16 protein-coding genes and 1 riboswitch are annotated in these 15,211 nt (G+C 67.5%); of the genes, 6 read left to right on the forward strand and 10 right to left on the reverse strand.

The window, feature by feature from the left end:
• The 5 genes from ACZ6YI_RS21615 to ACZ6YI_RS21635 form a co-directional block, all read right to left on the reverse strand.
• A partial coding sequence (locus ACZ6YI_RS21615; protein WP_465780424.1) for a twin-arginine translocation signal domain-containing protein occupies positions 1 to 162 on the reverse strand: 162 nt, incomplete at its 3' end.
• A gap of 13 nt (positions 163 to 175) precedes the next feature.
• Positions 176 to 1,198, reverse strand: coding sequence for a DUF2333 family protein (locus ACZ6YI_RS21620; RefSeq protein ID WP_465780414.1), 1,023 nt, complete (start codon positions 1,196 to 1,198; stop codon positions 176 to 178).
• A gap of 43 nt (positions 1,199 to 1,241) precedes the next feature.
• Positions 1,242 to 1,814 carry a ferritin-like domain-containing protein gene (locus tag ACZ6YI_RS21625; protein WP_465780415.1) on the reverse strand — a complete coding sequence of 191 codons (573 nt, stop codon included), beginning with the start codon at positions 1,812 to 1,814 and terminating at the stop codon, positions 1,242 to 1,244.
• A 178-nt stretch (positions 1,815 to 1,992) separates the two neighbouring features.
• The gene (thiC, locus tag ACZ6YI_RS21630) at positions 1,993 to 3,753 is read right to left on the reverse strand and encodes a phosphomethylpyrimidine synthase ThiC (protein WP_465780416.1); all 1,761 of its coding nucleotides are present in this window, start codon (positions 3,751 to 3,753) and stop codon (positions 1,993 to 1,995) included.
• Positions 3,754 to 3,824: 71 nt separating this feature from the next.
• A riboswitch (TPP riboswitch) is annotated at positions 3,825 to 3,922 on the reverse strand.
• 34 nt (positions 3,923 to 3,956) lie between these two features.
• Positions 3,957 to 4,613, reverse strand: a complete 657-nt coding sequence (locus ACZ6YI_RS21635; protein ID WP_440326457.1) for a TetR/AcrR family transcriptional regulator — start codon at positions 4,611 to 4,613, stop codon at positions 3,957 to 3,959.
• A 361-nt stretch (positions 4,614 to 4,974) separates the two neighbouring features.
• On the opposite strand from ACZ6YI_RS21635, the gene ACZ6YI_RS21640 reads away from it, so the two are divergent.
• The 4 genes from ACZ6YI_RS21640 (at position 4,975) to ACZ6YI_RS21655 (ending at position 8,111) form a co-directional block, all read left to right on the forward strand.
• Positions 4,975 to 5,634 (forward strand): protein-L-isoaspartate O-methyltransferase family protein, encoded by a 660-nt coding sequence (locus tag ACZ6YI_RS21640; protein ID WP_440326459.1) that lies wholly within the window; start codon positions 4,975 to 4,977, stop codon positions 5,632 to 5,634.
• Between the two features lie 37 nt (positions 5,635 to 5,671).
• On the forward strand, positions 5,672 to 7,051 hold the full coding sequence (locus ACZ6YI_RS21645) for a TolC family outer membrane protein (protein WP_465780417.1): 1,380 nt from the start codon (positions 5,672 to 5,674) through the stop codon (positions 7,049 to 7,051).
• 200 nt (positions 7,052 to 7,251) lie between these two features.
• Positions 7,252 to 7,530: a hypothetical protein gene (locus ACZ6YI_RS21650; protein ID WP_440324495.1), complete on the forward strand. Its 279-nt coding sequence runs from the start codon at positions 7,252 to 7,254 to the stop codon at positions 7,528 to 7,530.
• A 35-nt stretch (positions 7,531 to 7,565) separates the two neighbouring features.
• On the forward strand, positions 7,566 to 8,111 hold the full coding sequence (locus ACZ6YI_RS21655; RefSeq protein WP_465780418.1) for a hypothetical protein: 546 nt from the start codon (positions 7,566 to 7,568) through the stop codon (positions 8,109 to 8,111).
• A gap of 90 nt (positions 8,112 to 8,201) precedes the next feature.
• Here ACZ6YI_RS21655 and waaA read toward each other — a convergent pair whose 3' ends face one another.
• Positions 8,202 to 9,467, reverse strand: coding sequence for a lipid IV(A) 3-deoxy-D-manno-octulosonic acid transferase (gene waaA, locus ACZ6YI_RS21660; protein WP_465780425.1), 1,266 nt, complete (start codon positions 9,465 to 9,467; stop codon positions 8,202 to 8,204).
• Positions 9,468 to 9,547: 80 nt separating this feature from the next.
• Here waaA and lpxL point away from each other — a divergent pair, with 80 nt between their 5' ends.
• Both lpxL and ACZ6YI_RS21670 read left to right on the forward strand, forming a co-directional pair.
• Entirely contained in the window at positions 9,548 to 10,465 is a 918-nt protein-coding gene (lpxL, locus tag ACZ6YI_RS21665) for an LpxL/LpxP family Kdo(2)-lipid IV(A) lauroyl/palmitoleoyl acyltransferase (protein ID WP_465780419.1), read from the forward strand.
• Between the two features lie 194 nt (positions 10,466 to 10,659).
• Positions 10,660 to 11,574 (forward strand): VirK/YbjX family protein, encoded by a 915-nt coding sequence (locus ACZ6YI_RS21670; RefSeq protein ID WP_465780420.1) that lies wholly within the window; start codon positions 10,660 to 10,662, stop codon positions 11,572 to 11,574.
• Here the strand turns inward: ACZ6YI_RS21670 and ACZ6YI_RS21675 are convergent.
• Genes ACZ6YI_RS21675 through ACZ6YI_RS21690 form a run of 4 tightly spaced genes read right to left on the reverse strand, consistent with a single transcriptional unit; the run spans position 11,521 to position 14,988 of the window.
• A complete protein-coding gene (locus ACZ6YI_RS21675) occupies positions 11,521 to 12,315 on the reverse strand; it encodes a glycosyltransferase family 2 protein (protein ID WP_465780421.1) in 795 nt (264 codons plus the stop codon). The genes ACZ6YI_RS21670 and ACZ6YI_RS21675 overlap by 54 nt on opposite strands.
• Positions 12,305 to 13,585 (reverse strand): O-antigen ligase family protein, encoded by a 1,281-nt coding sequence (locus ACZ6YI_RS21680; protein WP_465780422.1) that lies wholly within the window; start codon positions 13,583 to 13,585, stop codon positions 12,305 to 12,307. Before ACZ6YI_RS21680 ends, ACZ6YI_RS21675 begins: the two co-directional genes overlap by 11 nt.
• Positions 13,582 to 14,721, reverse strand: a complete 1,140-nt coding sequence (locus tag ACZ6YI_RS21685) for a glycosyltransferase family 4 protein (RefSeq protein ID WP_465780423.1) — start codon at positions 14,719 to 14,721, stop codon at positions 13,582 to 13,584. The genes ACZ6YI_RS21680 and ACZ6YI_RS21685 overlap by 4 nt, the downstream gene beginning before the upstream one ends.
• Before the next feature lie 60 nt (positions 14,722 to 14,781).
• A complete protein-coding gene (locus ACZ6YI_RS21690; protein ID WP_320551671.1) occupies positions 14,782 to 14,988 on the reverse strand; it encodes a zinc-finger domain-containing protein in 207 nt (68 codons plus the stop codon).
• Between the last annotated feature and the right edge of the window lie 223 nt (positions 14,989 to 15,211).

Below are 15,211 nucleotides of genomic sequence, written 5' to 3' on the forward strand. Positions count from 1 at the left end.
CCCTCTGGGGGGGGGCCACCCCCCACCATACCCCCCCCAAAAACCCCCCCGGGGCCCGGCCCCCCGGTTGGGGGGGGGGGGGGGGGGGGGGGGGGGGCGCCCGCCCCCCCCCCCCGCCCCCCCCCCCCCGCTCCCACAACGCTTAAGAAAAGCCCGCCGAATGGCGGGCTTTTTGTTAGCCGCGGCCCAGCAGGCCGCGCAGGTCGATGATCGCCGCGTTGGCGCGGGAGATGTAGTTCGCCATCACCAGCGAATGGTTGGCGAAGAAGCCAAACGGTGAGCCGTTCAGGACCACCGGGCTGCCGAGCGACTTCTGCGACTCCTCGAGCTCACGGATCACCTGCTGCAGGCTCGCATCCGCGTTCTTGCTACGCAGGATCGGTGCGAAGTCATGGCGGATCGCCTTGAGCTGCTCAAGCAGCGTCCACGTATAGCCGCGTGCCTCGTAGAAGTTGTCGTCGATCTTGTTCCAGGGCGTCTTCACGTAGACGGCCTTGGCCGGCCCCGCGTTCGCGGCGACATCCGCATTGGGCGCCGCATCCACCTTGAGCTGGCCCACGCTCGCCGAAAGCCGCTGCGACAGCGAACCAAGCCGGGCAGAGACCGTCTGCAGGTAATCCGCCAGGTTGTCGGCACGCGCGTAGAAATGCGCGTTGCCATCCTCGGCATCGCTCAGGCGGCCGAGGTAGTCGTTCAGATCATCCACCGCCTTGCCGTACTGCGATTCCGAGCTGGGGAAGAGCCAGCGATCGTTCGGGCTGTTGAGCAGCGGATCGGCCTCGCCGAGGGCCTTGTCCTCGGTGGATTGCGTCTGCGAGCGGCTGAAATCGTTGCGCAGCGCGCGGACGAGATCGCGCGAGGCGGTCAGCGAACCAAATTCCCAGTTCGGCATGTTGTCCATGATCGAACCGGGCGGAAGCTTGTCGTTGCTCAGGTACCCACCGCGCTTGTCGGTAAGGGTATCGACCGACTTGATCAGCGTGTACGTGGTGACCGCGCCCGTGCTCATGGGGCGGCCGATCTCCTTCATGTGCGCGGTGGTGACCTGCACCGGATCGAACTGCTCCGGCTCCTTGTCCCACCACCACATGAAGAACAGCACCAGCAGGATCAGCAAGGCGATCGGCAGGGCGATCGCCAGGCTGAGCGGGCGGCGGCGCCTGCGCGGGGCAGGCGAAGGGGCGGCGGTCGCGTTCATGATGATCCTTCTCGGTGGCGAGCGATGCCCCCAGCTTACCTAATCAGTGCCTCGAGGGTGCCGCGGGCTCGCCCTTCTTCCCCAGGTTCTCGAGCAGCGTGGCCATGTCCTCGGCATGTTCTTCCTCCTGCGCTAGGATGTCCTCCATGATCCGCCGCGTGGTCGGATCGTCGTCGCCGATGTAGGTCACGATCTCGCGGTAGCTATCGATCGCGATACGTTCGGCGACGAGGTCTTCCTTGATCATGTCGATCAGGTCCGCGCCTTCCACGTAATCCGCATGGCTGCGGGAAAGCAGGCCTTCCGGGTTGAAATTGGGCGTGCCGTCGAGCTGGGTGATGCGCTCGGCGATACGGTCGGCATGCTCCTGTTCCTGGGTGGCGTGTTCCAGGAACTCCGCCTTGACGCTCTGCGAATGGATGCCCGGCGCCATGTAGTAGTGGTACTTGTAGCGGAGCACGCAGACGATCTCGGTGGCCAGCGCTTCGTTGAGCAGTTTGATGACCGTTTCACGGTCCGCCTTGTAGCCGGCGGTGACGGCCCCGTTGTCGATATGCTCGCGGGCGCGCTTACGGATGTTCTCAATATCGGTGACGAAGGGTTTTGCGCTGGCCATTGCCTGTGCTCCAGGGGACGGGAGTTGGGTAGGCCCCCGACGTTAGGTCCGGCCCTGAAAAAACCGGGTGAAGGCGGCCAAATGCGACGCACCCCCATCGCGCGCAAGCGCGCTCCCACAACAGCCCCAGACTGTGGGAGCGCCCTGTGGGAGCGCGCTTGCGCGCGATGTCGGTGCCTCAAGCCCTGCTATAAACCTCACCCCCCTGCTCCCGGAACTCCGCAGCCTTGGCATCCATCCCCGCCGCGTAATCACGCACATCCTGGGTGATCTTCATCGAGCAGAACTTCGGCCCGCACATGGAGCAGAAGTGCGCGCTCTTGTGCGCGTCCTTCGGCAGCGTCTCATCGTGCATGGCGCGCGCCTTTTCCGGGTCCAGGCCCAGGTTGAACTGGTCCTCCCAGCGGAACTCAAACCGTGCCTTCGACAGCGCGTTGTCGCGCAGCTGTGCGCCCGGATGGCCCTTCGCCAGGTCGGCGGCGTGGGCGGCGATCTTGTAGGCGATCATGCCATCGCGCACGTCCTGGCGATCGGGCAGGCCGAGGTGCTCCTTCGGCGTCACATAGCAGAGCATGGCGGTGCCGAACCAGCCGATCATCGCAGCGCCGATCGCACTGGTGATGTGGTCGTAGCCGGGCGCGATATCAGTGGTGAGCGGGCCCAGCGTGTAGAACGGCGCCTCGTGGCACACGGCCAGCTGGCGATCCATGTTCTCGCGGATCAGGTGCATCGGGACATGGCCGGGGCCTTCCACCATGCATTGCACCTCGTGCTTCCACGCTACCTTGGTGAGTTCTCCCAGCGTGTCCAGTTCACCGAACTGCGCCGCATCGTTCGCATCGGCGATCGAGCCCGGGCGCAGGCCGTCGCCCAGGCTGAAGGCCACGTCGTAGGCCTTCATGATGTCGCAGATCTCCTCGAAATGCGTATAGAGGAAATTCTCGCGGTGATGCGACAGGCACCACTTGGCCATGATGGAGCCGCCGCGCGACACGATGCCGGTGACGCGGCCCGCGGTGAGCGGCACGTAGCGCAGCAGAACGCCAGCGTGGATGGTGAAGTAGTCCACGCCCTGTTCGGCCTGTTCGACCAGCGTGTCGCGGAAGATTTCCCAGGTGAGCTCCTCGGCTACGCCGCCTACTTTTTCCAGCGCCTGGTAGATCGGCACGGTACCCACCGGCACGGGCGAATTGCGCAGGATCCATTCGCGGGTCTCGTGGATGTGCTTGCCCGTGGACAGATCCATGATGGTGTCGGCGCCCCAGCGCGTCGCCCACACCAGCTTCTCCACTTCCTCGGCGATGCCGGAGCTCACCGCGCTGTTGCCGATGTTCGCGTTGACCTTGGTGAGGAAGTGCCGGCCGATGATCATGGGCTCGGCCTCGGGGTGGTTGATGTTCGCGGGGATGATCGCGCGGCCCCGGGCCACTTCGTCGCGGATGAATTCCGCCTGCAGGTTCTCGCGCAGGGCGATGAATTCCATCTCGGGCGTGACGATGCCGCGGCGTGCGTAGTGCATCTGGGTGACGTTGGCGCCGCGGATGGCGCGCAGGGGTGCCCGGGGTGCCGGGAAGCGGATGGCGTCCAGCCGGGTATCGCCGGCGCGCGCCCGGCCGAAGGTGGAGCTCAACCCGTCGAGCCTGACGACGTCGCCCCGCCCTTCGATCCACGCGGCGCGGAGGGGCGGCAGGCCGGCGACCAGGTCCACCGTGTGGTCCGGGTCGGTGTACGGGCCGGAGGTGTCGTACACCACCACGGGCGGGTTCGCTTCGCCACCGAACAGGGTGGGCGTCTGCGCCAGCGCGATCTCGCGCATGGGCACGCGGATATCCGGCCGGCTGCCGGTCACGTGGACCTTGCGGGAACCGGGCAACGGGGTGGTGACGGAGGCGGACAGGTCGCGGGTGGCGCGGGCGAGCTCAGGGGATATGGCGTTCATCGGCTTCTCGACTCGGCGGGGAGGGAGAAGCGGACGCGCCGCCACGGACCGGCGGCGCGCACACGCGCACCGCTCCCGTGGACAAAGCTTCCTACGCCGGTACTGACCGGATCAGGTTCAAAGGGACTCTCTCAGCCTGCGCAACGCGCCGGCACCCCCGCTTCGGGGCCGATTCAAGCACGAAGCGGGGAGGAACGCGAGGATTACGCGCGGGGCGCGTAGGCGCGCATGAACATATCCACCGCGGCGAGGGCGTTGTTGTTCACCTCTTCGGCGAACTGCACCGCGCAATCCTCGCAGCCGAACAGGCGGCGGATGAGCAGGTCGCCCTTGAGCAGGGCCAGGATCTGGGTGGTGGCGCGGCTGACATCGGCGATCTCGAGCTGCCCGCGCTCGACGGCATCGCCCAGCAGGCGGCTCATGAGCTTGTGCATGCGCACCGGGCCCTCTTCCCAGACCAGCCGGCCGAAACGCGGGTTACCGCCGGCCTGGCAATCGGAAAGGATGGCGCGGAACGTGCCGACGGATTCCGTATTGGTTTCCATGGCCGCATGGCGGCTGGCGATGTTGGTCAGCGTGGCGCGGATATCGCCGCCGGCGCTGAAATCGAACAGGTCATCGGGCAGGCGCTCCTGCACGTGGGCGCGGATGACCTCGCGGAAGAGGTTGTCCTTGTCGCCGAAGTGGCTGTAAACGGTGAGCTTGGACACACCCGCCGATGCCGCGACGGCATCCATGCTGGTACCGGCGAAACCGCCCTGGGTGAAGAGCGCCTTGGCGGCATCGAGGATGGCCGCGCGCTTCTCCATGTCTTTCGGACGCCCCGGGCCCTGCGTCTTCATTTTCGGGCTGGCGTTCATGGCTGCACCTTCACAAACAAAAATTATGACTTTATTATACGCAGCGGTTTAGTTATTTCCAGCATGGCGCGCATCTTTTTGCCGCGACAGCAGGTCGGAACAGGAGCGGAACCGCCGTCCTACCTTAGAATAGGTGGGGCCGCCCGCGTGCGGTCTCCATGGTTGCCAGCAACCCCCACGTACCGGCCATTCAGCCGGCGTGGGGCCAGCGAGGGGGGTGACTTCCGTCAGCCCCGCCCGGTGACTTCCGGCACTTAGCCGGGAAGCACCGGGACCGCAGCCTTTGCATATCGGAGGAAGCGGCCTGTAACCCGTTATCCTTCCGCATCTTTTTTCAGCTTTTCGTACGGGATTGAACACCATGGCGATGAATTTCGAGCAGGCCCGCCTGAACATGGTCGAGAACCAGGTCCGCCCCTGGGAAGTGCTCGAGTACTCGGTACTCGACACGCTCAAGACCATCCGCCGCGAGGATTTCGTGGCCCCGGCCCACCGCAATGTCGCCTTTGCCGACCTGAACCTCCCGCTGGGCCATGACGAAGTCATGATGAAGCCGGTGATCGAGGGCCGGGTCCTCCAGGCCGTGGCGCTGAACAAGACCGACGAGGTCCTGGAAATCGGCACCGGCTCGGGCTACCTGACCGCCTGCCTGGCCAACCTGGCCGGCAAGGTCACCAGCATCGACATGCACGCCGATTTCGTGGAGGCCGCGAAGCAGCGCCTTTCCGCCGCCGGCGTGGCCAACGCCACCCTGGAAGTGGCCGAGGCCGTCAACGGCTACACCCCGGCCGGCGTTTTCGACGTCGTCGTGGTCACGGGTGCGGTGCACGCCGTTCCGGAGAAGTTCGTCCGCTGGCTGAAGCCGGGCGGCCGGATGTTCGTGGTGCGCGGCGATTCGCCGGCGCAGACGGCGGTGTTGCTCACCCACGAAGGTGAGGGCCGCTACCGCGAGGAATCGTTGTTCGAAACGGACCTTCCCTACCTGGCGCATGCCGCGCCGGTGAAGCGCTTCGTGCTCTGACCTTCAAAAGATCCCCCATCACCCACGAGGCGAACCCATGCGCTTGAAGCTACTCACCGTTGCGCTGGCCCTGGCAGCGGCTCCCTTCGCGAGCCATGCCGAAGACCTGCTCGATGCTTACCGCCAGGCCCGGGCGAACGACCCGGTGCTGTCGCAGGCCGATTCCACTCGCCTCGCAACCGGTGAGAGCGTGACGCAGGCCCGCGCGCTGCTGCTGCCGCAGGTCAGCGCGCAGCTCAGCCTGAACCAGAGCGACCCGAACGGTCCGACCCGTGAGCCGATCTATGGCGCCGATGGCCGCACCGTCGTCGGTTTCTCCGGCGATATTGGCCACACCCGCACCCGCGACGTGGGCGCCACGGTGAGCCAGAGCGTCGTCGACTTCAGCAAGTACGCCGACCTGAAGGCCGCCCGTTCCTCGGCGGACTCCCAGAACGCGACGTACGACGCGGCGCTCCAGCAGCTCTCGACGCGCGTGGCGACGGCCTATTTCCAGGTCCTGACCAACGACGACGCCCTGACCTTCCAGAAGGCCAACGAGCAGGCGCTCGCCCGCCAGCTCGAGCAGGCGCAGCAGCGCTTCGACGTGGGCCTGTCGGCCATCACCGACGTGCAGGACGCCAAGGCCCAGCACGACACCGCCGTGGCCCAGGTGATCACCGCGGAAAACACGCTGGCCGATTCGCGTGAAGCGCTGACCCAGATCACGGGCCAGCCGGCCGACAACCTGAAGAAGCTGCGCGAGCAGCTGCCGATGGATCCGCCCTCGCCGAACGACGCCCAGGCATGGGTCGCCGAAGCGGTGAAGACCAGCCCGACGATCATCGCCGCCCAGTACAACGTCGACTCCGCCGAGCACAGCATCTCGTCGGCGCGCGCCGGCCACCTGCCGACGATCGACGCGACGCTGGGTTACAGCAAGAGCACCGCGTGGAACCAGAACGCGGGCGCCGGCACGGCGGGTTCGAGCCTCACCTCGGCCAATGGCCGTGGTGCGACCTCGGTGGGCCTCACGCTGAACGTGCCGATCTTCTCGGGCGGCGCCACCCAGTCGCGCGTTCGCCAGAGCATCTACCAGCGCGACGCGGCGCAGGATTCGCTGGAATCCACCCGCCGCCAGGTCGTCCGTGACACGCTGAACTACTATCGCTCGGTCGTCGCCGGCATCAGCAAGGTCGAGGCGACCAAGGCCGCCGTGGAATCCGCCGAAAGCGCACGCGATGCGACGCAGGCAGGCTTCGAGGTCGGCACCCGCACGATCGTCGACGTGCTGATCGCGCAGCAGAACCTGACCTCGGCGCTGAGCGACTACTCGCAGGCCCGCCACCAGTTCGTGCTCGACAAGCTGCTGCTGAAGCAGACCGCCGGCACGGTGGACGTGAAGGACCTGGAAGCGGTGAACTCGCTGCTCCAGTAAAAGCAGCACGTTCGCGAAGACAAAGACGGCCCTACGGGGCCGTTTTTTTTGGCTGTCAGACAAGTGCCGGTGTGTGTAGGCGGATGCGCACAGCGAGCTGCGCCGATACGTACAACCCTTGTAGGCATTGCCGGATGCCACCCCCAGCGAAACGCGTCCATCATGCTTCTGCCCCATGTGGGGCTCATCAAGGACGACCCATGAACGGACGCTCCCTGCTAGCTGTTGCCGCCCTGCTCGCGGCTTCCACGGCGGCTCACGCGGAAACCGACCCGTATGCCGCTTATCCCATCACCGTAAAGCAGAGTGGTCACGACAAGGAAAAGACCTACTTCGAAGTCCGCAAGGAGGTCCTCGGCCAGTGCGACCTCGATGGCGGCTACATCGATACGCTGAACTTCCAGTTCCTCGAAGGCTGGGGCGCGGCGCAAGGCATGCACTTCGTCGTCGCCAATGCCACCTGCCGCCAGCACCGCTGATCTCGTACCCAACCCCTCATCGATAAGGACATCCCATGAAGACCCTCCTCACCGCCGTGGCCCTCACCCTCGCCACCGCACCGGCCATCGCCCGCGACAGCACCATCCAGGCTGAAACGATCAGCGGTATCCGCTACCACACGATGGCCTACGACGGCGACTTCAACCGCGACAACGCACGCAAGGAAGCGTGGGCGAAGGCCGTGAATGAATGCGATAACCGTGGTGGTTACATGACCGAGTTCCACGCGGGCGCTACCACGGCAATCATCGGCCTGACCTACGGCACGCGGCAGGAAGCCTACGCCACATGCCGCACCGACCAGCCCGCCGCGCGCGGCGAAGGCATCGTGTTTGACGACGCGCTGCCGGCGGCAAGCGTGATCAGCGCGCCGCGCCTCACCGTATCGGCGACCGGCAGCCAGCGCGCCGCGTACCTGGCCGTGCGCAACAAGGCCGTGGCCCACTGCGCGACGCGCGGCGAGCACGTGGAGCAGCTGGGCATCGGTATGTCGAAGGAACTGCAGCGTGACGGCATGTACAGCGTCACCGCCCACCTGGCCTGCGCCCCGGCGATGTAACCAGCGCGCTGTGGGAGCGTGCTTGCACGCGATGGGTGCTTGCCGAACCCTCCATCGCGCGCAAGCGCGCTCCCACAAGGGACCGACGGCTTACTCCTGAAGCAGGTGATCCACCAGCTTCATCACCTTGCCGACGGAACCGCGTTCGCTCTCGAAGACCTGGCGCGCCGCGTGGCCCATGGCCGTGCGGCGCGCTTCGTCGCGCAACAGCGCGAGCACTTCGCTGCCCAGTTCGGTACCGTCCTGCACGCGCTGGCCGCCGTGTTCGTCGAGCAGCGCCTGGGTGATCTCTTCGAAGTTGTAGGTGTACGGGCCGACCAGCACCGGCTTGCCCAACGCCGCGGGCTCGAGCACGTTGTGGCCGCCGATGGAGACCAGGCTGCCACCGACGAACGCCACGTCGGATGCCGCGAAGAAGCGCAGCAGCTCGCCCATGGAATCGATGACGAAGCATTGCGTCGCAGTGCCCGGCATGCCGTCGGCACTGCGCGTGGCGACATTGAAACCCAGGCTGCGGACGGAAGCCTCGACCGCCTTGAAGCGCTCAGGATGGCGCGGCGCGATCAGCAGCAGCGCATCGGGCAGGCGCCGCATGACCTCGGTATGCGCCTCGAAGACGCACATCTCCTCGCCTTCGTGCGTGCTCGCGGCGATCCACACCGGGCGCCCGCTGCCCCACGCTTCACGCATGGCCTTGCCGGCATCGAGCGCCGCATCGGGCACCGGCATATCGAACTTGAGGTTGCCGCACACGGTGAGCTGGCTGGGTTCCGCGCCGAGCAGGCGGTAACGCGCCGCATCGGTGCGCGACTGGGCGGCGATATGGCTCACGCAACGAAGCGCGCGGCGCACCAGCGAGCTCATCCGCGCGTACCCACGGAGCGAGCGCTCCGAGAGGCGCGCGTTGGCGATCAGCAACGGGATGCCGTGCCGGCGGCAGGCGAAATACAGGTTGGGCCAGATCTCGGTTTCCACGATCACCGCCAGCCGCGGCCGCACGCTGCGCAGGAAGCGCTTCACCGCGAATGGCAGGTCGTAGGGCAGGTACACGCTGTGCACGGTATCGCCGAACAGCTGGCGCACGCGCTCGGAGCCGGTCGGGGTCACCGTGGTCACCAGCATGGGCGCGCGCGGGTAGGCCTCCATCAGGGCCTTCACGAGGGGCTCCGCGGCGTTGACCTCGCCGACCGAGACGGCATGCACCCACAGGCACCCTGTCAGGCGTGGCTCCCTGAACCGGCCGAACCGTTCGCGCCAGCGCACGTGGTAATCCCCGTAGCGCATGCCACGCGCCATGAGCCGGAGCATGACCAGCGGCGTGAACAGGTACATGGCCAGGTTGTAGAGCAGGCGCAGGAACACGCTATCCCCGGGGTGGAGGGTTGGCCGGGCAGTATAGCCGCCCCAGTCCGCTACAATGGCCGGCCATGCCCGGAATGCCCCGCCCCACCCTTACCCGCTCGCTGCTGGCGCCCCGCAACTGGGCGGCCTGGCTGGGCGTGGGCGTGATCTGGCTCATCGCGCACCTGCCGTTCCGCTGGCTCATGGGCCTGGGCCGCACCGCCGGCCGCCTGGCCCTGCTCCTGAACAAGGAGCGCCGGCGCATCGCGGCCACGAACATCGCGCTGTGCTTCCCGGAGCTTTCTCCCGATGAACAGAAGGCGCTCGTGCGCGCCAACCTGTGCGACGTCGGCATGATGCTCGCGGAGTTCGCGCTCGGCTGGATGGGTTCCGACAAGGCGATCGCGAACGTACCGGTCACCATCGAGGGGCTCGAGCACCTGGAGGCGGCGCGCGCGGCGGGCCGCGGCGTGCTCCTCGTCGGCGGCCACTTCTCCCATCTCGAGCTATGCGCGCGGCTGGTGTCGCAGCGCATCCGCATCGCCGGCATGTACCGGCGCATGGATTCGGATGTGTTCGAGTTCGCCGTGTTGCGCTCGCGCCTGCACTACGCGGCGGCCATGTTCGAGAAGGATGACATCCGCGGCACGGTGAAGTACCTGAAGGCCGGCGGGACGCTGTGGTACGCACCCGACCAGGACATGCGCAGCAAGGACAATGTGTTCGCGCGATTCTTCGGCGTGCGCGCGGCGACCATCACTGCGACGCACCACCTCGCGCGCATGTCGAACGCCGTGGTCATCCCGTTTTACCACCGCCGCCTGCCGGATGATTCCGGGTACGTGATGCGCCTGGGCGAACCGATGGCGGATTTCCCGTCGAAGGATGCGGCGCTCGATACCGAGCGGGTGAATGGCGAGATCGAGGCGATGGTGCGCGAGGCGCCGGAGCAGTACCTGTGGGTGCACAAGCGTTTCAAGACGCGGCCGCCGGGCGAGCCGAAGATCTATTGAAGGCATCGCGCGCAAGCGCGCTCCCACAGGGCTGCGGATACCCTTGTGGGAGCGCGCTTGCGCGCGATGCTTTCGCCGGGCTTTCCCGAAACTTTCTACGCGGCAACGATGGCTAAATCGTTCGTTCTCACGAAAGTCAGCTGAAAATTTCACAGCGTAGAACGTCCGTCATTCCCATCGAGACGGACCTTCCCATGCAATCGCTCTTCCGCTTCGTGCGCTCGCTGCACGGCCGCGCCGGCTGGCACAGCACGCGCTCGCACGCGATCGGCGCCGTGCTGACCTACTGTGGCCGCTCGCTGAAGCGCTGGCGCGAACACGATGCATGGCTCGCCTTCCTCGAATCGCCCGCGATGGCAGGCATCACCGAATCGGACGCGGTGCTGATCGAGCGCTACCAGCACCGCTACATCAGCAAGGCGTGGAGCCCGGAGCAACGCCTCGCCGCCGTGCGCGCGCATTACGAGTTCGCCCTGGCCCACTTCCCCCGCGAGATGTTCCACATGCTCTACCGCGAGCGCCAGGTGCTCGCCGGCAAGCTGACCCTCCGCGATGGCAGCGAACTCTCGCTGCTGCTCAAGGCGCCGATCCGCCGTGGGCGCGAGGGTGAGCTGAGCCTCTCGCTCACGGATGCCACGGGGTTGCAGCTTTCGTATGCGCAGTTCTCCATCATCAACGGTGGCCGCACCATCGTCATCGGCTGCCTGCAGGGTGCCGCCAACAACGCGGGCCGCGAGGCGGTCCGCGAGCTGACGAAGCAGTGCCATGGCCTGCGCCCGAAGAACCTGCTGCTGTCGATGGTCCGCGCGATCGCCACGGCCTACGGCATCGACGAAGTGCTGGGCGTGGGCAACGGGCGCCACGTTTTCGCCGGCATCGCGAACAAGGTCAAGGCCGACTACGACGCGTTCTGGCTGGAAGCGGGTGGCGAAGCGGTCGATGCGGGCTTCTACCGGCTGCCGCCGCGGGATCCGCTGCGCCTGGAGTCGGAGGTGGAGAGCAAGCGCCGCAGCGAGTTCCGCCGCCGTGAAGCGCTACGCCACGAGGCGTGCGAGCTAATCGTGCAGCCGTTCGGCTTCCACCGCCCGCCGCTTGCCGCCGCCGCGTGAGATGCGCCGTTCGTAGAGCTTGGCGTACTTGAGGAACGCGTAGAACGCGTGCACGCGGGCGGCGATGAAGCCTGCCCACCCACCACGCCAGTGCCCGCGCAGGAAGTAGTAGCGCGCGAAGGCGACCGTCGGGTAGACCACCATCCGCAGGCGCAGCGCACGCGGCTCGCGCGTATGCCGGTCGCGTACCTGCAGCGAGGAATAGCGGTTGGCCTTGTCGACGCGACCCTCGATGTCGCGCTCGCCGTGGTGGTCGAGGATCGCCGCCAGCCGGTGTACCGGACCGTCAACCACGACGCTTTCGTGCACTTCGTGCCCACTCATGCGCGCGTGCTTGCGATCGAACAGGCGCACGTAGTGGTTGAGCCTTGCGCGATCGGGCTGCCAGCGCCAGAACACCCACTCGCGCCGGAGCAGTTCGAAGCCCGCGACGTCGGGCGCAACCAGCGCATCGCGGATGCGTGCCGCGGCCTCGGCCGGCACGCTCTCGTCCGAATCCAGCAGCAGCACCCAGCGGTGCGCGGCCAGGTCGATGGCTGCCTGCTTCTGCGCGCTGTAACCGGCGAACGGCTGCACGTGCACCCGCGCGCCGGCGCGCTCCGCGATGTCGCGGGTGTCATCGGTGGAACCGGAATCCAGCACGACGATGTCGTCGGCGAAGGCGACCGAAGCGAGGCAGGCACCGATCGTGTCGGCGTTGTTGTACGTGGTGACGACGACAGAGAGCCGCTCACCTGGCATGCGGCGGCTCCGCGTCAGGCAGGTCGGCATACAGCGCGGCGCAGGCCACCGCGAACAGCCACGCGGCGAGCAGGCCCCACCACGCCGAGTAAAACGCCATGTGCGTATTCAGCGGGAACAGGATCGATGCGAGGGCCACGGCGGGCGGGAATGCCCGCGCACGCGCGGCCGCACCGGCGCGCCACCAGGCGCGCAGCGCGAGCACGCTCGCCGCAAGCCAGGCCAGCAGGCCCAGCGTGCCGGTTTCGGTCGCCACCTCGAGCACCACCTGGTGCGCATGGCACGCACCTTCGCCATCGCCGCACTTCTCGAGCGTGAGGAAGTGATCACCCGGCGCCGCATACGTCGGGTACGCCACGCGGAAACCGCGCACGCCGACACCGTTCACCGGATGTGCGGCGTACAGGCGCAACGAGGTGCGCCAGATATCGAGGCGACCGGTCAGTGCGCTATCCATGCCCTGTGCCGTGCCGCTCAGGGCCGGCAGGGTGTGGGCGATGCGCTCGCGGAAGCGCGGCGAAACCTGCCAGGCCAGCAGCCCGGCCAGGACCAGGACGACACCCGCCGCCGCACACGCCGCGAGGAAGCGCTTGAGGTTGCCGGCTTCACGCCAGAGGAAAGCGAGCCCGACCAGCCCGTAGCAGAGCCACGATGCGCGGGACCCGGAGAGCAGCACGGGGCCGAGCGCCACGAGGTACGCCCCGACCAGGCCCGAGCGACCCCAGCGCTCGCGGGCCGCCCACAGCAGGAAGGGCGCGCACGCCGCAAGCGCCGGGCCGAGCTTGAGATTATCGCTGCCGAAGATGCCGGAGAGCCGGTCCGCGTTCGAATGGCCGGCGAGGCCGATGCCGGTCAGCGCCTGGACCCAGGCATCCACGACCCACACGGCGACGACGGCCGCGGTCGCCATGTAGAGCGTACGCACCTTGCCGGGGCGGCGCATCGCGAAACAGGTGTACACGCCCAGCGGCGCGAAGCGCAGGATGCCGGCGACCGTGCCCCAGCTCTTGCCCGGCGCGACGGCATCCACCGCCGACACGAGCGCGGCGCCCGTGTAGGCGGCGAACAACCACAGGAACAGCCGTGCACCCGGGTGGAAGCGCAGCGCCTGCGGCTCGCGCACCAGCAACAGGATGGCGCCGACCAGCGCGAGGAAAACGCCGAGCTCGGCGCTGCGCCCGAACGGGAGCAGGGCCGGCACCAGCCACACAGGGAGAAGCGGCGAACGCAGCCCGGCGCGCAGGGCTGCCTTGAAGCCGGGCGTGCTCACGCGGCCGGGACGCCTTCGACCACCTCGGCGTAGAGCGCCAGCGTGGCCGTCTGCATGTCCACCAGCCGGTAGCTGCGCGGCGGCGGGATCGGCGGTGCGAAGCGCAGGAGTTCGGCCGCGCGCTCGACCAGCCGCTCGCGATCGTTCAGCGGCACGCGGCCGGCGGGATAGAGTTCGGAGAGCAACTCACCGACGCCACCATGCGCGTAGCCGAGGACCGGACGGCACATGGCGAGCGCTTCCACGACCGTGCGCCCGAACGACTCCGGCCGCTGCGACAGCTGCAGCACCAGGCTGGAAATGGCGTACACGTCGCGGATATCCGAGCGTGGCGTCGAGATCACCACCTTGGCCTCGAGCCCGCGCTCGCGGATCAGCGTGCGCAGTTCCTCGACATAGGCCTCGCGGCCCGGCTCGTCGGCACCCAGCAGGAGCAGGCGCGCATCGATGGCGCGGCTCTGCAGGTCGGCGATCAGCTCGATCGCATCGTGGTGGCCCTTCAACCGCGTGCCACGCCCGGGCAGCGTCAGCAGCGGCGCGCCCTCGAGCTGGGGGTATTCCTCGAAGAAGGCCCGCTGCCAGGAATCATCCGGGCGGTAGCCGTAGGGGAACGCCTCGGTATCGATGCCGCGCGGTACCACCGAAATGCGCGCGCTGGAGATGTCCTCGGGGTAGTGGCGCAGGACGTAATCGCGCAGTGTCTGCGATACCACGATGACCCGCTCACCGCGCAGCAGGATGCTGCTGTAGTGCCCGGGCGTGTTGAGCCCGTGCACGGTGGTGATGAAATGCGGCCGCGGCTTCACGCCCTTCATGGCCCACCAGCCCACCCAGGCCGGCAGGCGCGAGCGGGCGTGGACGATATCCGGCTTGAGCTCACGCAGGGCACGGCGGAGCTTGCCTACCGTGAACAGGGTGCCCAGGGACTTGCGCCCGATCGGCAGGGTGATGTGCTCGCTGCCTTCCGCCTCGAGCTGCTCCACCAGGCGGCCACCGGCGGAGACCACCACCGAGCGGTGGCCGGCCTCCACGAGGGCGCGGGCGATTTCGAGGGTCGAGCGCTCGGCGCCGCCCGAGTGAAGGGCGGGTACGAGTTGTACAACGGTCATCGTCCGGGGTGGGAAGACGGTGGCCATGGCGCGGTCCGGTGGCGTTGGGGTGGCGGGCGATGCGTGCAGCGAGCCCGCCCGGGCCGGTCAGTCTTTCAGTACGTAGGTGGCGCCGCAGTATGAACACTTGGAGGTGCCGCCATCGTCTTCGATGGGGAGGTACACCTTGGGGTGCGAGTTCCACAGGTACATGCCCGGCATGGGGCACGACAGCGGCAGGTCGGCGCGGGTGACGTCGTAGCGGTTTTCGGCATTCGCCGGGATAAGCGGCGCGGCCGCGGGATTGGGGCGCATGGGTAAAACTCCGGGCGATGCGATGAAACCGGGGATGGGGCGATGGTAACAAAAAGGGCCCGCTTACGCGGGCCCTCGTGCCATGTGCCTCGTGCCCTGTGGGAGCGGGGGGGGGCGGGGGGGGGGGGGGGGCCCCCCCCCCCCCACCCCCCCCCCCCCCCCACACACGGCGGACCAATATATAGCACTCGGCGAGGACAAGAATAAACACCACAACAAAACC

The organism is Luteibacter sp. NPDC104163 (assembly GCF_055584245.1).